This window comes from Micrococcales bacterium (genome assembly GCA_009784895.1).
Classification (GTDB): Bacteria; Actinomycetota; Actinomycetes; order Actinomycetales; family WQXJ01; genus WQXJ01.
Genome location: WQXJ01000011.1, coordinates 33925 through 53387, shown reverse-complemented (window position 1 = coordinate 53387; position 19463 = coordinate 33925). Strand labels below are relative to the sequence as shown.

14 protein-coding genes and 1 pseudogene are annotated in these 19463 nt (G+C 63.3%); 13 read left to right on the top strand and 2 right to left on the bottom strand.

Features of this window, described 5'->3' with window-relative positions; genetic code table 11:
* From alaS to FWD29_03285, 7 genes are all read left to right on the top strand, one after another.
* Positions 1-1974 (top strand): alanine--tRNA ligase (gene alaS, locus FWD29_03315; GenBank protein MCL2802976.1); only part of this gene is annotated, 1974 nt, incomplete at its 5' end.
* On the top strand, positions 1975-2466 hold the full coding sequence (ruvX, locus tag FWD29_03310) for a Holliday junction resolvase RuvX (protein MCL2802975.1): 492 nt from the start codon (positions 1975-1977) through the stop codon (positions 2464-2466).
* Positions 2441-3646 carry an endolytic transglycosylase MltG gene (gene mltG, locus FWD29_03305; GenBank protein ID MCL2802974.1) on the top strand — a complete coding sequence of 402 codons (1206 nt, stop codon included), beginning with the start codon at positions 2441-2443 and terminating at the stop codon, positions 3644-3646. Before ruvX ends, mltG begins: the two co-directional genes overlap by 26 nt.
* Positions 3646-4494, top strand: a complete 849-nt coding sequence (locus tag FWD29_03300; protein ID MCL2802973.1) for a shikimate dehydrogenase — start codon at positions 3646-3648, stop codon at positions 4492-4494. The genes mltG and FWD29_03300 overlap by 1 nt, the downstream gene beginning before the upstream one ends.
* Before the next feature lie 12 nt (positions 4495-4506).
* Positions 4507-5682, top strand: a complete 1176-nt coding sequence (gene aroC / locus FWD29_03295) for a chorismate synthase (protein MCL2802972.1) — start codon at positions 4507-4509, stop codon at positions 5680-5682.
* A gap of 153 nt (positions 5683-5835) precedes the next feature.
* The gene (aroB, locus tag FWD29_03290) at positions 5836-7032 is read left to right on the top strand and encodes a 3-dehydroquinate synthase (protein ID MCL2802971.1); all 1197 of its coding nucleotides are present in this window, start codon (positions 5836-5838) and stop codon (positions 7030-7032) included.
* On the top strand, positions 7029-7445 hold the full coding sequence (locus tag FWD29_03285; GenBank protein ID MCL2802970.1) for a 3-dehydroquinate dehydratase: 417 nt from the start codon (positions 7029-7031) through the stop codon (positions 7443-7445). Before aroB ends, FWD29_03285 begins: the two co-directional genes overlap by 4 nt.
* 14 nt (positions 7446-7459) lie before the next feature.
* Here the strand turns inward: FWD29_03285 and FWD29_03280 are convergent, their stop codons facing one another.
* Positions 7460-9304 carry an AMP-dependent synthetase/ligase gene (locus FWD29_03280; GenBank protein MCL2802969.1) on the bottom strand — a complete coding sequence of 615 codons (1845 nt, stop codon included), beginning with the start codon at positions 9302-9304 and terminating at the stop codon, positions 7460-7462.
* Between the two features lie 462 nt (positions 9305-9766).
* On the opposite strand from FWD29_03280, the gene efp reads away from it, so the two are divergent.
* From efp to FWD29_03250, 6 genes and pseudogenes are all read left to right on the top strand, one after another.
* The gene (gene efp / locus FWD29_03275; protein ID MCL2802968.1) at positions 9767-10327 is read left to right on the top strand and encodes an elongation factor P; all 561 of its coding nucleotides are present in this window, start codon (positions 9767-9769) and stop codon (positions 10325-10327) included.
* Positions 10327-10716, top strand: coding sequence for a transcription antitermination protein NusB (locus FWD29_03270; GenBank protein MCL2802967.1), 390 nt, complete (start codon positions 10327-10329; stop codon positions 10714-10716). Before efp ends, FWD29_03270 begins: the two co-directional genes overlap by 1 nt.
* Positions 10717-10882: 166 nt before the next feature.
* Positions 10883-11431 (top strand): bifunctional pyr operon transcriptional regulator/uracil phosphoribosyltransferase PyrR, encoded by a 549-nt coding sequence (gene pyrR / locus FWD29_03265; GenBank protein MCL2802966.1) that lies wholly within the window; start codon positions 10883-10885, stop codon positions 11429-11431.
* Entirely contained in the window at positions 11428-12390 is a 963-nt protein-coding gene (locus tag FWD29_03260; protein ID MCL2802965.1) for an aspartate carbamoyltransferase catalytic subunit, read from the top strand. The genes pyrR and FWD29_03260 overlap by 4 nt, the downstream gene beginning before the upstream one ends.
* Positions 12387-13679 (top strand): dihydroorotase, encoded by a 1293-nt coding sequence (locus tag FWD29_03255; protein ID MCL2802964.1) that lies wholly within the window; start codon positions 12387-12389, stop codon positions 13677-13679. Before FWD29_03260 ends, FWD29_03255 begins: the two co-directional genes overlap by 4 nt.
* Positions 13676-14152, top strand: a pseudogene (locus FWD29_03250) (carbamoyl phosphate synthase small subunit). The gene FWD29_03255 and the pseudogene FWD29_03250 overlap by 4 nt, the downstream one beginning before the upstream one ends.
* Positions 14153-14206: 54 nt before the next feature.
* Here the strand turns inward: FWD29_03250 and FWD29_03245 are convergent.
* On the bottom strand, positions 14207-19360 hold the full coding sequence (locus FWD29_03245; GenBank protein MCL2802963.1) for a hypothetical protein: 5154 nt from the start codon (positions 19358-19360) through the stop codon (positions 14207-14209).
* Positions 19361-19463: the final 103 nt, after the last annotated feature.

Below are 19463 nucleotides of genomic sequence, written 5' to 3'. Positions count from 1 at the left end.
GAACGTGTGGCGATGTTGCTGCAAGGCAAAGACAACATCTACGAGATCGACGAAATCTACCCGGTGATCGAATGCGCCGAAGGCCTGACCGGTTTGCGCTATGGGGCCAACCCAGAGGCCGATGTGCGCCTGCGAGTGGTGGCGGATCACGTCAGGGCTGGGCTGATGCTGATTGGCGATGGCGTGGCGCCGTCCAATGAGTCGCGTGGTTATGTGCTGCGCCGTCTGCTGCGACGAGCTTTGTTCTCGATGCGGTTACTGGGCCTGCGCCGGCCGGTCTTCGAGGAACTATTCACCACTTCGCGTGACGCCATGAAAGCCTCCTACCCGGAACTGGAGCGGGACTGGGGCAGGATAAGGGCAGCCGTCCTGGGTGAAGAAGAAGCCTTTTTGAACACCTTGGCCGGCGGCGCCGCTGTCCTAGACTTGGCCATCGCGCAGGCCAAGGCCGGCGGCTCGGCCAAACTGGCCGGCTCGGAAGCCTTTACCTTGCATGACACCCACGGGTTTCCGATCGAACTAACCTTGGAAATTGCGGCTGACCAGGGCCTATCAGTCGACCACGAAAAGTTCACTTCGCTCATGGCGGAGCAAAAGGAACGGGCCAGGGCCGATGCCGCGGCCAAAAAAGCTGGCCACACTGGCACGGCCGTTTACCAAGAAGTGGCCGGCCAGCACGGCTTGACCACGTTCACCGGCTATGACCAGGTCGAATCGACTGTTCGAGTGCTGGCCCTGCTCGAAGACGGCCAACCGGTACCGGCGGCCAGCGCCCCGGCCCAAGTTGAGGTCATTTTGGACCTGACTCCGTTCTACGGCGAAGCCGGTGGTCAGCTGGCCGACAAAGGCACAATCAAACTGGACTCAGGCGCTGTTTTCGAAGTTGACGATGTCCAAAAACCTGTGACTGATCTGTTCGTTCACCGCGGCCGCCTGACCCAAGGCACGGCCGCGATCGGTGATACCGGCCTGGCCAGCATCGACCCCAAGCGGCGGCAGGCCATTGCCCGCGCCCACACCGCCACCCACATGGTCCACCAGTCGCTGCTAGAACACCTTGGATCGACCGCCACTCAGGCTGGCTCGGAAAACTCACCCGGCCGGCTGCGTTTCGACTTCCGCTCGGCCGGCGGTGTTCCGCCTAGCGTCATGGCGCAAATCGAAGAGCAGGTCAACCAGGTGTTGACCGAAGATCTTGAAGTTGGCCACCAGATCATGTCGCTGGACAAAGCCCGGCAAATCGGAGCCCAAGCCCTATTTGGCGAAAAGTACGGCGATCAAGTCCGAGTCGTCACTATTGGCCAGGACTGGTCAGTCGAACTATGCGGTGGTACCCACGTTGAGCGGATCGGCCAGATTGGCCGGGTGACGCTACTGGGCGAGGCGTCAATTGGTGCGGGTATCAGACGCCTAGAAGGCCTAGTGGCAGATTCCGCCTACAGCTACCAAGCCAAGGAACACGCCCTGGTCTCCCAGCTGACCGACCTGCTCAAAGTCAACCCAGATGAGCTAACGGACAGGGTCAGCCAGCTGGTCAGCCGCCTCAAACAAGCCGACAAGGAACTAGCCGCCATCCGTGGCCAACAGGTTCTGGCCCAGGCTTCGATGCTGGCCAAGACAGCAGTCCAGGTTGGTGACATCCGGTTGCTGGCGGCCAGAGTTGATGACGGCACCTCAGGCGATGATCTGAGGTCATTGGCCACTGATGTGCGTCAACGCCTCGGTGAAGCCGATCCGGTAGTGGTGGCGGTAGGCGCCACTGACCCTGAAACCGGCCGGGCCATCGTGGTTGTGGCCCTAAACGATTCCGCTCGCCAGCGCGGCCTAAAGGCCGGCAACTTGGTCAAGCAAATCTCGCAGCAACTCGGCGGCGGGGGCGGCGGCAAGGACGACCTGGCCCAAGGCGGCGGCAGCCAAGGTGAGGGACTCGAGCAGGTCTGGGCCGGCATCGGGCAAATCATTGAGGCCGGCTAAGTGGCCCGCTGGATCGGTCTTGACCTGGGTGCTGCCCGCGTTGGCTTGGCCCTGTCAGATCCAGACAAGCGGCTGGCCATGCCTCTGCAAACCCTCGACCGCCGCCAGCTTGACGACCAACAGTTGGCGGCCCGGCTGGCCGAAGTGGCCAGCCAACACCAGGCCGAACGGTTGGTGCTGGGGCTACCGGTTGGCCTCAGCGGCCGTGAAGGTCCGGCGGCGGCGGGCGTCAGGCAGATCGGTCAGCTAATTGGTGGGCTGTTGGAGCCGGGCTGCCACCTGAGCTATTTCGACGAGCGGGGCAGCACAATCCAGGCCCATCAGCAGCTTCATCAGGCCGGGCGCCGGGGCAGGCGCCAGCGCGAAGTTGTCGACCAAGTGGCGGCCGTAGTGATCTTGCAGGCCGCACTTGATCACGAATTGGTAAAGTTGTCGCCCAGCGATGCGGGAGCGGAGGACCAGATCGATGGACCAGTGGGATCTGTTCGGTGATGAGGAGCCGGCTGAGCCGGCCGCACCACCGGCCCCGGCGGTGCCGTCGCGCCGTGCCCTGCGAGAAGCGGCTGAAGCCAAGAAGCAGGTCAAGCGCACCAAGCGAAACAAGGGGCTAACCGCGGCCATCAGCGTGTTGATCTTGGCGCTGCTGGGCGGCATCATCTACGCCGTTGGCATGCCAATCGCACGGTCGTGGCGGGGCGAGGACAAACCGGTCGAAATCACGGACTATCCTGGCCCACCTTCCTCCGAAACGGTGATGGTCACTATTGGCCGGGGTTTTGCCGGATCCGATATGGCCGCTGAGCTCAAAGCCAAGGGCGTAGTCGCCACCGAGCAGGCTTTTATTACGGCTTTTAGCGCCAACCCGCGGTCCAACGAAATCCAACCCGGCACCTACCAGTTGAATCTGCAAATGCCCGCGGCCGATGCCGTGGCGGCGCTACTTGACCCTGCCAACCGGGAGAGTTCCCGCCTGACCGTGACCGAAGGGATGAGGGCAGAACAGGTTTACCAGGTTATTGCTGACGCGCTGGAAGTGCCCTTAGAGGAGGTCGAAGCGGCCGCCGACCCAGCCGCGATTGGCCTGCCGGCCGAGGCCGGCGGGCTGGTAGAGGGCTGGCTGTTCCCTGCCACCTACAACATTTCCGAGGCCTCGACACCTCAATCGCTACTCCAAGAAATGGTCTCCAAAACCAAAACCACCCTGACGGACCTGAAAGTGCCACAGGAAGACTGGCAGAACACCATCATTCTGGCTTCGATCGTGGAGAAGGAAGTCCGCTTGGATCAAGACCGGCCCAAGGCGGCCCGGGTCTTCCTGAACCGACTTGATGCCAAAACGCCGCTTGGTTCGGACGCCACGGTGCACTACGCCGTTGGAGAATTTGGCTCAGTTTGGACCACCGACTCCCAGCGGGCCTCCGACAGCCCCTACAACACCTACAAGGTTGTTGGCCTGCCCAAGGGCCCCATATCCAACCCTGGTAAGAAGGCGATCGAAGCGGTATTGAAGCCGGATGAAGGCAAGTGGATGTTTTTCGTCACCGTTGACCTGTGCTCCGGCGCCACCGAATTCAACGTTGACAAGGCCTCTCACGACAAATCGGTGGCCAAGCTGCAGGCTTGGATCAAAGCCAACCCGAATTGGGACAAACCGGACGGCTGCAAGGGCTGATGCGGGCGGCCGTGCTGGGCCACCCGATCGCCCACAGCCTCAGCCCGGCCCTACACCAGGCCGCCTATAGGGAATTGGGTCTGGCTAACTGGCGTTACGACGCCTTTGATGTTGACCAGGCCGGCTTGGCGGGCTTCCTGGCGGGCCTAGATGGGGCCGAATGGGCCGGGCTTTCCTTGACCCGGCCGCTCAAACAGGTCGTCTTGGGCCTGCTCGATCACATTGAACCGTTGGCTCAGGCCGTTGGCGCAGTCAACACCGTGCTGTTGACGCCGGCTGGCTGGGTCGGTGCCAACACTGACGTCTATGGCATGGTTCAGGCTTTGACCGACGCCGGCCCTTTAGGTCAGGCAGATAGCGCCGCCTTACTGGGGGGTGGGGCGACGGCCGCCTCGGCCCTGGCCGCCGTGGCAGAACTGGGTTTGACCACGGTTGAGGTCTTTGTCCGCTCGACGGCGCGTTGCCAGGCTCTGATGAGCGCGGCCGGGCGCATGGGCTTGTCGCCGCGCTTTCGAGCCTGGCCCAGCCCGGCGGCGGCTGCCGGTTCGACCGCCCGGCATGACTGGGCCGCCTCAGTGGTGATTTCGACGCTGCCGACTGGCGCCGCCGCGCCGCTGGCCGGCCAGCTTGCGGGGGCCGACCTGACTGGGCGGGTTCTGCTCGACGTGGCCTACGACCCTTGGCCATCAGCCCTGGCCCAGGCCTGGCAGGACGGTGGCGGTCGCCTCGCCACGGGCCTGGACATGCTGCTGCATCAGGCGGCCGAACAGTTCAGGCTGATGACCGGCCGGCTGGCGCCGCTGGCGGCCATGCGCGCGGCCCTACCCACGACCAGCGCAGCGCAGTGAGACAATGGGCTAATGCTGCGATGGCTAACCGCGGGGGAGTCCCACGGCCCGGTTTTGCTGGCCGTACTTGACGGACTGCCGGCCGGGGTTGAACTCACCACCGACGATCTAAGCCGAGCCCTGGCCCGGCGGCGCCTGGGTTATGGCCGGGGACAGCGCATGAGCTTTGAACAAGACCAGATCCGGGTCGTTGGTGGGCTCTGGCGCGGGGTGACCACCGGGGCGCCACTGGCTGTTGAGATCGAAAACTCTGAGTGGCCCAAATGGGAAGAGGTTATGAGCGCCGATCCGGCGCCGGTGCCGACCTCGGCCCGGGCGGCCGCGCTGACCCGGCCCAGGCCGGGCCACGCCGACCTGCCAGGAATGGTCAAATACCAGCAAAGTGATGCCAGAGCCATTTTGGAGCGGTCCTCGGCCCGGGAAACCGCCGCCCGGGTGGCGCTGGGCGCTGCCGCCCAGGCCTTCCTGGCTCAGGGCCTCGGGGTTGACCTAACAGCTCACGTAGTTAGCCTCGGTGGCGTCATGGCAGCCGCCGAACACCGGCCCGGGCCAGCCGATTTGGCAGCGCTGGACGCCAGTCCGGTCCGCAGCCTTGACGCCGCTGCCGCCAGCGCCATGAAAAGCCGGATCGACCAAGCCAAACAAGCCGGTGAAACCCTGGGCGGCACAGTTGAGGTGATTGCCTGGAACGTGCCGGTGGGCCTGGGCTCACACGTCCAAGCTGACCGGAGGCTCGACGCCCAGTTGGCGGCGGCGTTGATGTCGATTCAAGCGGTCAAAGCGGTCGAGATTGGCCTTGGCTGTGAGGTGGCCAGCCGAGTCGGATCGGCCGTGCACGACCAAATCGAACGTCAAAATGGCCAAACTAGACGCCGGACCAACCACGCCGGTGGGATTGAAGGCGGCATGTCGAACGGCGAGCCGGTCCTGGTCAGGGCGGCTATGAAACCGATTCCGTCTCTGGCCAAGGCCCTGGGCACCATCGACACCCAGACCGGATTGGCAGCCACGGCCCACCACCAGCGTTCCGATGTCACGGCAGTGCCGGCTGCGGCCGTAGTGGCAGCGGCCATGACCGCCCTGGTGCTGGCCCGCGCCGCGCTGGATAAATTTGGTGGCGACCATGTTGACCAGGTCAGGGCCTCGTTGGCGGCTTATCGCGACGGAGTGGCGGACTTCTTGACCTGAATGGGCCCGCTGGCAGCTAAGCCCTTGGCGGATTTGCCGCCCTGGGTGAGCTATTACCGGCGGTTGACACTGGCATTTGACGCCAACTATTCGCCAACCCCCTAGGGTTAGGCTTGGACTTGATCTGAGAAAGGGATGGGCGTGGCGGAAGAGATGGCGCGGATTCCGGTCCAAGTTGGTGCCGGCTACCAGGTTGTGGTTGGACGCGGCCTGATCGGCCGTCTCGAAGCCTATTTGCCGAAAGACGTGGTTCGCGTCATGGTGATGTACGCCCCGGCCTTGAGTGAAGTGACCATGCCGCTAGCAGAGCGTTTGCGCGGAGGTGGCCTGGAAGTCCACGCCCTGTCTGTGCCAGATGGCGAGGCGGCCAAAACCATCGATGTGGCCCAAGCGGCCTGGCAGCGGTTGGGTGAGGCCTCGTTCACCCGGACCGATTTGATTGTCACCATTGGTGGCGGCGCCACCACCGATTTGGGCGGCTTTGTGGCAGCGACCTGGCTGCGCGGCATTCGGGTGGTCCATGTGCCAACGACCTTATTGGGCATGGTTGATGCCGCCATTGGCGGCAAGACGGGTATCGACACAGTTCAGGGCAAAAACCTGGTTGGCGCCTTTCATCAACCAAGCGCGGTGATATGCGATTGCGACCAGCTTGACACCTTGCCGCGTCCAGAATTGGTCAGCGGTATGGCCGAGGTCATCAAAACCGGATTTGTGGCCGACCGCACCATTTTGGATGTGATTTGGTCCGGCCCGCAGGAGGCGCTCAACCCGCGCGGTCCGCTCATGCCGGAGCTGGTTAGCCGTTCGGTCGCAGTCAAAGCTGAGGTTGTCTCGCAAGACCCCCAAGAGGCCGGCTGGCGCGCCATCCTGAATTATGGCCACACCCTTGGACACGCCATTGAACTGGTCGAAGACTACTCTTGGCGCCACGGCGACGCGGTTGCGGTCGGTATGGTTTTCGCAGCTGAAATCGCCGTCCGCTCGGGGCTGTTGGACCCGTCCATTCTGGGTGCCCACCGCGAGGTCCTAGCCTCGGTTGGCCTGCCCACCAGCTACCAGACAGGCAATTGGGTCGACCTGCTAAAAGCCATGGGCCGGGACAAGAAAAACCAAGGCCGCAAGCGGCGTTTGGTTGTGCTTGAAGGTATTGGCCGCCCAGTCATTTTGGAAGGGGTGGCCGATTCGGTTATGCACGAGGCCTACCAAGCCGTCGCTGCGGTGGCTGCGGCCAAGCCATACCCGGCCTCTAGCGGTGAAGGTTTCAACCTGGAGAACCCCTACGGTCAAGCCCTCTATGTGCCACCGGTTGACACCAATGAAGGTGGCGACAAGGTGGTGGCGCCATGAAGCCAGTGATGATAATCAACGGTCCCAACCTGGGTCGCTTGGGTGCGCGTGAACCTGAGGTTTACGGCCTGGTTGACCATGCCGCCCTGGCGGCGGCCTGTTATCAGTGGGGCGAGGAGCTGGGCTGGCAGGTCTCGGTCCACCAGCTGGACGACGAGGCCGCCATAGTGGCCCTATTGCATCAAGCGGCCGACCAAGCCATACCGGTGATCTTGAACCCGGCCGCCTTCACGCACTACTCCTACGCCCTGCGTGACGCAGTCGCTCAGGTGCCTCAGGTGATCGAGGTCCACCTAACCAATCCGGCTGCCCGCGAGACATTTCGCCAAACCTCGGTGATTTCGGCGGTGGTTGAAGGCACCATCGCCGGTTTCGGCATTGACTCTTACCGTTTGGCTCTCGCGGCCTTGTGACGGCTTTGGGCGGCTCAGTCTAGGTTTTCGAGTTCTTCGACTAGATTGCCTTCGCCCCGGCGGGCGGCTGCGGCCAGGTACAACTGATCAATTGCCCCGGCATAGTCGTGCAGAACCAGTGAGCGTTTGACCTTCATTGACGGCGTCAAATAGCCATTGGTCTCGGTGAAATCTTCAGGCAAGATGACGAAGTCGCGAATCGACTCGGCCCGGGAAACCGCCCGGTTGGTTCGCCGCACTGCCCGGTCCAGCGAGGCTCGGATGTCCGGATCGATGATGGCCTGTTCCAGCGTCAGTGGGGACTTGTTATGCGAGGTCAGCCAGCCGGGTAGCATTTCGGCGTCCAGGGTAACCAACGCCGCCACAAACGGCCGGTCATCGCCCACCACCACGACTTGGCTAACCAGTGGGTGGCCACGCAGACGATCCTCGAGCACGGCCGGGGCGACGTTCTTGCCTGAGGCCGTGACAATTAGTTCCTTGCGCCGGCCGGTAATCGACAAATAGCCGTCGGCGTCGAGTGAACCGACATCACCGGTCAAGAACCAGCCGTCACGGAAAGCTTGTTCGGTGGCCTCGGGGTTGTTCCTGTAGCGGAGAAAAACGTGAGGTCCGCGCACCAGGACCTCGCCGTCATCGGCCACGGCCACGCTTTGCCCAGGAAGAGGCAGGCCGACGGTGCCAATCTTGTTGACAAACTCGCGGTTGACGGCCGTGGGCGCGGTCGTTTCGGTCAGGCCGTAGCCTTCAAAGACCTCCAGGCCAATACCGCGGAAAAAGTGGCCCAGGCGCGGGCCCAAAGGGGCGCCACCGGCCACGGCGCAGGTCAGCTGGCCGCCCATTTTTGCGGTCAGTTTGCGGTAGACCAGGGTCTTGAAAACGGCGTGCTGAAGCCGGCGGGCGGGGCTGGGTCCGCCGCGGTCTTGTTCACGGGAGTAGGCCATTGACACTTTGGCGGCCAAACGGAAAAGCTTGCGTTTGAAGCCGCCGCCGGTGGCGGCCTCGGCCGAGTTGTAGACCTTCTCCAGCACCCGCGGCACCACCAACATGGCGGTTGGCCTGAAAGTCTGCATATCCTCAAGCAGGCGCGAGGTGTCAGGGCTGTAACCGGCCACGGCCGGGGAGGCCAGCAGGATGACGTTGATCAGGCGGGCAAAGACGTGCGCTAGCGGCAGGAACATGAGCATGCGCCGGCCCGGCTTGCAGATGAACCAGAGTTCAATGATGGCGTTTCGGGTCAGCGTGACGAAGTTAGAGTGGGTTAGCTCGACGCCTTTGGGCCGGCCGGTGGTGCCGGAAGTGTAAATCACCGTGGCTAGGTCATCACCGGTGACGGACTTGGCCCGGGCGGCCAGCTGGGCGTCAGAAACGCTCTGTCCGGCTTTGACCAGTTGGTCTAGCCCGTCTTGGGCCCAAACCCAGACTTGGCCTGAGAAATGCCCGATGCCGGCAATCACCTCGGCTTGTTCGTCTAGTTCGGCGAAAACGGCCTTGAGCGAGGCGTCTTGGCAAATCCAGCCGGCCTGATCGACCGAGCTGGTCTGGTAGATCGGTACTCCAACGGCGCCAATGGACCACAGTGCCACGTCGATCAAAGTCCACTGGTAGGAGGTCCGGCCCATAATGCCGACTGTCTCGCCTTTGTCGATCCCCGCCGCGATTAGCCCTTTGGCCAGGGCGTTGACTTCTTCAACGAACTGGGCGGCTGAGACCTCGACCCAAACATCGCCCTGGCGGAAGGTGGCCTGGACGGCTTCGGGGTTGGCCAGGCAGCGGTTCTCGATCAGCCGGCCAATCGACAACCCGGGGTCGTGGTCCAGGTAAGCCGGTGTGGTGAACTGACGCACAATTGGGACCATACAAGTCCCAAGGCTGCCTACGCATCCGTAGCGTCCCGGCGCGTTGGCAATGGCTGGCTAAGTGGCGGGGTTGCCGGGCAGCGGTGGCCTAGGTCTGAACAGGCCAAGAGTCAAGAACCCGCTTTCATGCCAAGGCTCGGACTCGCGGGTTGGGGAAATGATGCCAAAGCCCTACCTCGCGGTTGGGGCGGATGATGCGAAGGCCCAACCTCGCGAACTGAGGGGCGGCGCGGTGTTGTGGGCGGGGTTTGGCTCCGGGCATTTGTCTTTGGCAATGCGGCAGCATTGCCCCAAGTCACGGCGCGAGACCACGACAGCGTGTCGCCCCGGCCTTTCATGCCAAGGCTCGGACTCGCGGTAGAGGGGCTGGCCAAGAGGCTGGGTTGGGGGCGCGGGGCGGAGGGGCCGGGACTAGCCACTAGACTATGCGCGGCTAAGGCGAAGGCGAGGAAGGACCAACCCGTGGCGACGACCAACGATTTGAAGAACGGTCTAGTGCTCAACCTAGACGGCCAGTTGTGGACCGTCATCGAGTTCCAGCACGTCAAACCCGGCAAGGGCGGCGCTTTTGTGCGCACCAAGTTGAAGAACGTGCTCAGCGGCAAGGTCTTGGACAAGACCTTCAACGCTGGCGTCAAGGTCGATACAGCCATAGTCGACAAATCCGATATGCAGTACCTGTACCGCGACGGCCAAGACTTCGTCTTTATGGACAAGGACACCTACGACCAGTTGCATGTGGCCGAGGCGACGGTCGGTGACGCCGGGCATTTCCTGCTAGAGGGACAAGACGCCCTGGTGGCCAGGCATGAGGGTGAGCCGCTGTACGTTGAGCTGCCGGCCGCAGTGGTCCTTGAGATCACCTACACCGAACCGGGTTTGCAGGGAGACCGCTCGACCGGCGGCACCAAACCGGCCACTTTGGAGACCGGCTACCAGATCCAGGTGCCGCTGTTTTTAGAGCCGGGCACAAAGGTCAAGGTTGACACCAGGACAGGGGACTACCTGGGCCGGGTCACCTAGTGGGCCAACGCACTTCCGCTCGCAAGCGGGCCTTTGAGGTCATCTTCGAGGCTGACCAGCGCGGCCAAGACCCGGTCGAACTGGCCAGCGACCGGGAGTTGGCGCCATACAGCCTTGAGCTGATCAAGGGAGTAACCGCCAACTTCGCGGCCATTGGCGAATGGTTGGACACCTATTCGGAAGGCTGGCCGCGCCAGTCGATGCCGGCAGTAGACCGGGCTTTGCTCTATCTAGGGGCTTACGAGGTGGTCTATGAAGACGACGTGCCAGATGAAGTCGTCTTCAAAGAGTGCGCCGACTTGGCGGCCGAACTGTCAACCGCCAAGTCGCCGAATTACGTCAGCGGCATGCTGGGCCGGCTCTCGGCGATCAAGGACACACTGAGGTAGGCTCGGGCTCGGCGGCTGGCAGCCGCCAGCAGCCGGGTTCCGCCAAGACCGAAGTCTTGGCGGGCGGCCTTCCCTTTCACCGTCGGTGACCTGGCCCAGGAGAAGTTTCCTTTAAGTCCCGTCCAGCGAGGCGGGAAAGGAGGTGGAAAGACTTGTGAATCAGGTCATGACCGGCGCGGATCTAAGTCGCGCCATCACCCGAATGGCCCATGAGGTGGTTGAAGCCAACCAGGGCACCGGCAATCTGGTGTTACTGGGTATCCCCACCAGAGGTGCTCCCTTGGCCAACCGACTAGCCCTTGCGGTCGCCGCGATCGATCCCAATTGGTCCATCACCGATGGTCTTGGAGCCCTCGACGTCACGATGTACCGCGATGATCTTTACTCTCAACCAACCAGGGGCTTGGGCAAAACAGTGCTGCCCCCGGGCGGCATCGAGGCTAAAACCGTGGTCTTAGTCGACGATGTGCTCTACTCCGGCCGAACCATCCGGGCCGCCCTGGATGCGCTAGCCGATTTTGGCCGCCCCAAAACTGTCAGGTTGGCCGTGTTGGTTGATCGCGGCCACCGCGAACTGCCAATCAGAGCGGACTACGTTGGCAAAAACCTGCCCACCTCCAGTGCCGAACGAGTCAAGGTCTGCCTTGAAGAGGTCGACGGCCATGATGGTGTCACCATCACCGGCGACCCCGACCAAAAGGAGGGTGCCGCGTGAAACACCTCCTGCAAGCCAGCGACCTGAGCCGAGACCAGGCCATCGAAATCCTGGACGTGGCCGACGAAATGGCCGCCACCCAGGCCCGTTCGATCAAGAAACTGCCAACCTTGCGCGGGCGCACTGTGGTCAATCTGTTCTACGAAGACTCCACCAGGACCCGCATCTCGTTCGAGGCCGCCGCCAAACGCCTCAGCGCCGATGTCATCAATTTCAGTCCCAAAGGCTCTTCGGTTTCTAAAGGCGAATCGCTCAAAGACACAGTGCTAACCCTGGGAGCCATGCGGATTGACGGTATTGTGGTGCGCCACCAGGCCAGTGGTGTGGCCTACCGCTTAGCCCACTCCGACTGGACCGACGCGGCCATAATCAACGCCGGCGACGGCACCCACCAACACCCAACCCAAGCTCTGCTGGACGCTATGACCATGCGCCACCACCTGGTGGCCGAACCGACAGGCCAGGGTTTGGACGGTTTGAGCGTGGTGATTGTGGGCGACATCCTCCATTCCAGAGTGGCCCGCTCCAACGTTCAACTACTGGACACCCTAGGTGCCAAAGTGACGCTAGTAGCCCCGGCCACCTTGCTGCCGGTTGGCATCAATCCTTGGCCCTGCCAGGTTTCTCACTCCTTCGACCAGGCCCTTGACCAGGCCCAACCGGATGCGGTGATGATGCTGCGGGTCCAGCGCGAACGGATGAGCGCGGCCGGCGGCGGGTTCTTCCCCAGCCCGGAGGAATACGCCCGCGAATACGGCTTAGACTCCCCGCGCCTAGAGCAGTTGCGCCAACACACCATTGTCTTGCACCCCGGGCCTATGAACCGCGGCCTGGAGATTTCCCAGGAGGCGGCCGATGGCGCCCGTAGCGTCATCGTGGAACAGGTCGCCAACGGCGTGGCGGTGCGCATGGCGGTGCTGTATTTGACCCTAACCGGCGGGCAGGAGGCCTCGGCATGACGAAGTATCTGATTAGGGACGCACGCCTACCGAACGGCCAGACGGACCAGGTTTTGTTGGCCGATGGCGTGATCGCCGCCCTTGGTGAGGATGCCTCACCGGGCAAGGGCATCAAGTCGATAAATGCCGACGGCCTAGTCCTGCTGCCAGGTTTGGTCGACCTGCATACCCACCTGCGACAGCCCGGCGGCGAGGACGCCGAGACGGTTCTGACCGGCACCCAGGCGGCGGCGGCCGGTGGGTTTACAGCTGTTCACGCCATGGCCAACACCCATCCAGTGGCTGATACGGCCGGGGTGGTTGAGCAGGTCAAACGCCTAGGAGAAGAGGCCGGCTACGTTGATGTCCACCCGGTTGGGGCGGTTTCAGTGGGTTTGCAGGGCGAACGTTTGGCCGAGCTGGCCGCCATGGCCCGCAGTGCCGCTAGGGTGCGGGTCTTTTCCGATGACGGCCATTGCGTGGCCGACCCAGTTTTGATGCGCCGAGCCTTGGAGTATGTCAAGGCCATCGACGGGGTTATTGCCCAGCACGCCCAAGAGCCGCGGCTAACTGAGAACTCCCAAATGCATGAGGGCGTGGTCTCGGCCGAACTGGGCCTGGCCGGCTGGCCGGCCGTGGCCGAAGAAGCCATAATTGCCCGCGATGTGCTGCTAGCTGAACACGTCGGCTCAAGGTTGCATATTTGTCATGTCTCGACCGCCGGATCGGTTGAGATCATCCGCTGGGCCAAGGCCCGCGGGGTCAACGTCACGGCCGAGGTCACGCCGCACCACCTGCTGCTCAGCGACGAGGCGGTGCGCGGCTACGACCCGATTTTCAAGGTCAACCCGCCGCTGCGCTCAAGTGATGATGTGGCAGCGGTACGCTCAGCCTTGGCCGACGGCACTATTGACATTGTCGCCACCGACCACGCCCCGCATCCGCTCCAGTCAAAAGACTGCGAATGGGCGGCGGCGGCTTTTGGCATGACCGGGTTGGAGACCGCCTTACCCATTGTCAACCAGCTGATGGTTGAGATGGGCCGGATGGACTGGGCTGGGGTAGCCCAGGTGCTGTCAAGCAAACCGGCCCTAATTGGCCGCCTAAATGACCAAGGCCGCCCTATTGAAGTGGGCGAAGTTGCCAATTTGACCCTCTTTGACCCCAACAAAACCTGGCCGGTCGACGCGGCAAGGCAGGTTTCGGCATCGGGCAACACGCCGGTGGCCGGCCGCGAAATGCACGGGCGGACCGAGGCGACATTCCTGCGCGGCCGTGCCACCGTGCTGGACGGAAAGGTTGTTAGATGAGCGCCCAGGGCCTGCTGGTGTTGGCCGATGGCACCACCTTTTCCGGCCACCCCTACGGTGCCACCGGCCAGTGCCTTGGGCAGGTCGTTTTCAACACCGCTATGACTGGCTACCAGGAGATTCTGACCGATCCGGCCAATCGCGGCCAAATCATGGTGATGACGGCAGTGCATATTGGCGTAGTTGGGCTAAACGATGAGGACGGCCAGTCAGACCGGATCGAAGTGGCCGGCCTGGTGCTGCGCGATCCGGCCCGGCGCTGGTCCAATTGGCGCGGGCAGCGTTCGCTCGAAGGCGATCTGGTGGCCCAAGGTGTGGTTGGCCTGGCCGGGGTTGACACCCGGGCGGTGACGCTGCATTTGCGTGGGCGCGGGGCCACGCGGGCCGGGATTTTCTCCGGATCGGGGTTAGTTGATGCCCAGGGCCGGGCCCGGCCAGTCGAGGAGCTGCTAGCGATCGTTCAAGCCGCGCCGTAGGCGGCGCCAAGTGGCTGAACCAACCGGCCGGGCCACTGCTCGACCACTTGGTCAAGTAGCCAGGTGTTTGGCCAAATAGCGTGGGCTGGCGCTGGCGTGGCGGCGCAGGCGGCGCAGGGCTAGGCCGCCGGTGATCGCCAGCAGGGCCCAGACCAGCAGGTTGAGCGTGTCCGCGCCGGTCCAAGGCAAGCGGCCAGCTGGCCCGGCACCACCAGGGCCGTTGGGCCCCGCCGCCCCTGGGGTGCCGGAGTTGCCTGTGCCTGGACCGGTGATAGGTGGCGGGGTTTGCACCGGGTTGGCTACTGCGGCTTGATTATTGGCCGCAACCGGGTCTTGAGCGGCTGATCCCACCAAGGCGGTGTTGGCCAGGGGGCCGGAAAGGTTCTTCGGGGTGCTGAAGGTCAACAAAACTGTCTCGGTGTCGCCAAGAGCCATGTCACCGAGTTGGCAGGTGATTGAGGGTTGATCCTCGCGGGTGGGGCTGGTGGCACAGGGAACTGCCCCTCCGCCTTGGTACTTGGCGGCAACAAAGGTGGTGCCGGCCGGCACTTGGTCGGTCAGCTGAGCCGCGGTTGTATCAGAAGGCCCAAAGTTAGTCACGGCCAGGCCGTAGGTGACTGGCTGGCCGGCCACTACCGGGTTGGTCACAGTGGTCTTCTGGACCTCTAGATCCGCCACCGGGATGACCAATACCTCGATACTGACAGTGTCGTTATTTGGGTTGGAGTCCACCGGGTTGCCGTCCGCGGTAGAAATGATGTTGTGGGCCACGGTGGTGTACACCCCAGGCGGCGTGTCAGGCGGGATGGTGACTTGGACCACGCCGGTGGCAGTGATCCCGGCTACGGCAATTGGACCGCCAAAACCCGAAGCAATGGTGGAGCAGCCAATCTCAGAGCCGGGGGCACTACTGGGGGCGCATTCGATCAGGTCCGCCGGCACGGCCACCGAGTCAATCACAAACTCCGGTGGGAAGCTGGCGCCGGATAGCGGGTTGCGGGCGGCCGAAGGTCCATTGTTGACCCCGGTAATGGTGTAGGAGATTGCCGAACCGGCTGGGACCACCAGCTGGGAGACTGACCCGGTAATGGCCGTATCAACCTGGGCCGCAATTGGGGTGGTGACCGGTGGGCTGGTGACGGCGGCCGGAAGGCTTGGCGCGCTAACCGTGGCTTGGTTGGTCACCTGGTCCATGATGGGCAGCGGTCCGCCGTGGCCTGAGGGCACCAAATCGCCGGTCAGGGCATCGACCGGAACATAGGCCGCAATCTGCACTGAGACGGCCTGGCCAGCCGGTATGGCTGGCAGAGGTGCGCAGGTGACCACCTGGCCGCCGGCCGCACAAGCCGGGTCCGAGCCAGCCGCGTCGAAGACCAAACCGGACTGCAAAGTGTCTTCGACCGTGGCGCCGGCCGGCAAATCGGAAGGACCGGCGTTGACCACCGTGACGGTCCAGCTGGCCTGACCGCCGGCCAGGAACTCGGTGTCATTGGCCACCTTGGTGATGGACAGATTGGTTTGTCGCACCACGTCCACAGTGGCCCGGGCCGTGGTGCTAAACGCCGCCAATGGATTGGTGCCGATGCCATCGGTCGCAGAGGTCAGCTGGGCGGTGTTGGTGTACTGGACTTCACCGGGCTGGCCGGAAGAGTAATTCGCCGGATCAACCAGTCCACTGACCGTGATTTGGGCCACCGGCGCCTGGTCGGCGCTGGCACCTTCCATGGTGCCCAACTGGCAGCTGAAACCACTACCGTCAGCGGCGATGGCGCAAGTACCAAGGTTGGTCCCCACCGCTGTGACGGTGAAGCCCTTCGGCATAAAGTCGGTCAGTTCGACGTTCTGGGCCTGGGCGGCGCCTGGCAGCACCTGGGCCGTCAATTGGTAGGTGAAGGCCGAACCGGCCACGAAGGCCGGGTCTGCGTCGGAGTTGGTGGTGGTCGTTAGGGCCGTCTTGGTCAGCAGTAGGTCGGTCTGGGCCCGGTCAATGACCAGGTCAACCGCCTGGTAGTTGTTGGACAAGTCGGTCTCGGTCGTGGTGGTGGCCACTGTCACATTGGCCCCGTAGCCGGAGCCCACCGGGCCGTTGGCCAAATAGTCGCCTGGCGTGGCAGTTGAAGCCAAGGTCCACCGAATCGTGACGGTAACTGATTGCCCCACTTGCAGGTCAGAGGTGTCATCTAGGCCGTTGTCCACCAGGCAGGTGATTTGCGTGTCTCGTAGGTTGCAGGTAGGCATGGTGCCAACAAGCTGGGCCAATTCGACCGAGGAACGGACGGCGATTTGAGCGGTGAATTGGACTGCCTTGGCCACAGACGGGCCATTATTTGTCACGATGAAGGTCTGGATCCGCTGGGAACCCGGGCCGCCGTAGGCGTCGGCGCCGCCGGGGTTATCAAGCGTTAGAGCGCTGACCTCGACATCGGCCTGGCTGGCAACCGGATCTGCTTCGGGGTCAAGCGGGGTGTCGATCGACCAGGTGTTATTGGAGTCATCTGGATCCTCGGGCCCCTCTACCTGGGCGGTGTTGGCCAGCGAGCCGGTCAGGGCCGGATCAATCTGCGCCTCAATGGTGATGGTGGCCGTGGCCAAGCTGCTCGGGTCAGGGGCCTGGCCCGGCAGGTTTGGGGCGGCCGGCCCGGCCATGGCACCAAGATCACAGCTGACAGTGGCTCCAGCAATTGAACAGCTACCCAGGGTCGAGCTGGCTGAAATGGCCGTCAGACCGGCTGGCAAAGTGTCGCGAACCCTGGCGCCGGTTGAGTCAGCCGGCCCATGGTTGGTTACGGACAGGGTGTAGCTGATGGTGCCACCAGGTAGCGCACTGGCCGGGCCGGTTTTGGTGATGGACAAATCCGCCTCGGGCGGGGCCACGGTCAGGCCAATTGAGGTCAGGTTGTTTTGGGTCGCCGGATCAGGTGTGGTGGCGATGACGGAAGCGGCGTTGGAAAGTGAGGTACCGGCCGGCGCGCTGGGCGAGACCCATCCGGTGACCTCAAGGCTGACCGTCAGCCCCACCGGCAAAGCTGCCAAGGCGCACTGGGACAAAATTGGGCCCGGGTTACAAGTGGCCCCGGACGTGCCAGGCTCGACTGCCACCAACCTAAGGTAGGCACTAGAGGTCACTAGATCGGAGATGATCAGACCAGCGGCATCTGAGGGGCCGTGGTTGGTGGCAGTAATGGTGAAGCTGACTATCTCCCCAGGCCTTGGAGTCGGATTCGAAGTGGATTTCGTGATGGCTAAATCGGCGCTAGTGCCGGTAGTAGTGGTGGCGGCGGCGGTGTTGTTTGACAGGTCTGGATCTGGCGTAGAGGCAGCGGCACTGGCCACATTGACTAACTGTCCGGGCGCTAGGTTGGCCGCCGCCGTGCCGGTCACGGTGATGGTGACCTTTTCGGCATCGGCCAAATCGCCCACCTGGCAGGTGAAGGGCTGACCGGGGGCGGGCGGCAAGGCGCAGCTGGAGGAATTGGACACCGCAATCCCGGCTACGGTGACAGACGCAGGCATGGCGTCGGTAACCGCCACCCCCAAGGCGGTGGCCGGCCCGGCGTTGAAGACGGTCAAGGTGGTCAAGACTGGCTGACCGGCGCTGACCGGGTTGGGCGACATGGTCTTGGTCAGTTGTACATCGGCCTCGGCGGCCAGTGTGACTGAAACCGGCGGGGTCGAATAGTTAGAACTGACCTGGGCGACCTTAGCGGTGTAAGCCAGGTCAGCCTGGTTGGTCACGGTGGTGGCCACCGCCCTGGGGCCGTCCAGCGTGACCCGGAATCTGAAGGAGGCCTGCTGACCAATTGGAATCTCGCCACCCTTAGCGCTGGTGGCCCCTTCGCCCAGGTTGATCACCACCCGGTTGGCGCCGGCGTCGAAATGGCCTTCGTCGGCATCGACCCCGTCCGTCAGCAACTTTGGCGCGACAACCGAGGTGCCGCCAACCACTTGTGTGATCAACTCCATTGAGTCGTTAACGTAGGTGACGCCGGCCGGCAGGGCGTCGCTGATGACGGCGTTAACAGCGTTGTCCTGGCCGGAGTTGACCACGGAGACGTGGTATTCGAGGGTGTCGCCGGACCTGGCTGGGTCGTTGCCATTGAGGTTGACCACGGTCTTGGCCGAGGCACTGAAATCTGGCGCGTAAAGGTCGACCGCCAGGGCGACCATGCCGGGCAGGTAGACATCGGATGAAGTGTTGAAGGAGAACGTGGCCCGGCCTGGAGAAACGCCGTCACCAGGTGTCAAGATGTTGGATGTGGCCAGGGTTTTGATGTCGAAACCCAACATATTGCGGTGGGCCGGGGTTCGGCTGGTCACTGCTTTGCCATTGTCGTCAGCGGTCGAGTTGAAGAAGTTGGAGCCCGGCGAGACGGCGGTGGCCAACTGGGCGCCATTGAGCGTGACATTGTCCCCGGTAATGCCGGCATCACCCTCGTAGACCATCATCGTTAGACCGGCCGTGACCGGCGGGGAGGTCGGTGCCAGGAAGCCGGCTACGGTCACCGAAACCGATTTGTTGTTTTGCACCACCTGGAAGCCATCGAAGACGGTCAAATTGCGCAGCGGCATACCCGGGGCGGAATAAGCCACGGTGATGGTCCAACCGGCGTATCGATCTTTGCCTGTTCCGGTCACGACATTGGCACCCCAATAGTTGCCGCCGCCGGCGCCTTGGACCAGCGTGGTGACATCGGCGAACTGCTGGTAGGCGCCTGATTGGGTGGTGTCAGGGCCAAATTCTTGGATGGAGGCAATGGCCTGGTAGCTGTTGGCGCCGGGTACTTTGAGCAGCATTTGGGTGCGGTCGCCCGCGCCGGCCGAACCGCTGGTGCCAGCCGTCAAGCGAGCCCCCCAATACAACCCGGCCCACAGCACGCTCGAGCCCGCCGGCAGCTCCAAGTGAGAGGCGGAGGAGTTGAAGGTGGTTGGGTCTGAGTCGGCATCAAGGTTGACCATGACCAGGTCGTTGTTATTGGCCGTGGTGGAGTTTTGGGCGGTGGTGCAAGCCGTTGAGGCTTGGCAGGTCATTAAGGCGTTGCCAAAGGTGGCGATGGCTCCATTGGCGTTGACCTGGAACCGCTGGGCGAAGGGCACCGGCATGGCGGCCTGAGCCGGGGGGAGCGCCGCCAACCCGGTTAGGATGAGCCCGGCGACCACCGCCGCGCCTAGTACGCGGGCGCCTCGTTGCCAGTTTGGGTTGGTCATTGTGTCCTCCTCGCCTCGCGGCCAGGCAGTCAATTGCCGACCGTTGCGGGGATTGTCACATGGCCCAGGCTCGGCCTCAGGCGGCCGGGCCAAAACGTCCAAA

Coding starts and splice junctions, on each gene's coding strand:
- mltG (MCL2802974.1), top strand. CDS start 2,441: ATGGACCAGTGGGATCTGTTCGGTGATGAGGAGCCGGCTGAGCCGGCC.
- FWD29_03285 (MCL2802970.1), top strand. CDS start 7,029: ATGAAGCCAGTGATGATAATCAACGGTCCCAACCTGGGTCGCTTGGGT.
- FWD29_03300 (MCL2802973.1), top strand. CDS start 3,646: ATGCGGGCGGCCGTGCTGGGCCACCCGATCGCCCACAGCCTCAGCCCG.
- FWD29_03280 (MCL2802969.1), bottom strand. CDS start 9,304: ATGGTCCCAATTGTGCGTCAGTTCACCACACCGGCTTACCTGGACCAC.
- FWD29_03255 (MCL2802964.1), top strand. CDS start 12,387: ATGACGAAGTATCTGATTAGGGACGCACGCCTACCGAACGGCCAGACG.
- aroC (MCL2802972.1), top strand. CDS start 4,507: ATGCTGCGATGGCTAACCGCGGGGGAGTCCCACGGCCCGGTTTTGCTG.
- FWD29_03245 (MCL2802963.1), bottom strand. CDS start 19,360: ATGACCAACCCAAACTGGCAACGAGGCGCCCGCGTACTAGGCGCGGCG.
- pyrR (MCL2802966.1), top strand. CDS start 10,883: ATGACCGGCGCGGATCTAAGTCGCGCCATCACCCGAATGGCCCATGAG.
- aroB (MCL2802971.1), top strand. CDS start 5,836: ATGGCGCGGATTCCGGTCCAAGTTGGTGCCGGCTACCAGGTTGTGGTT.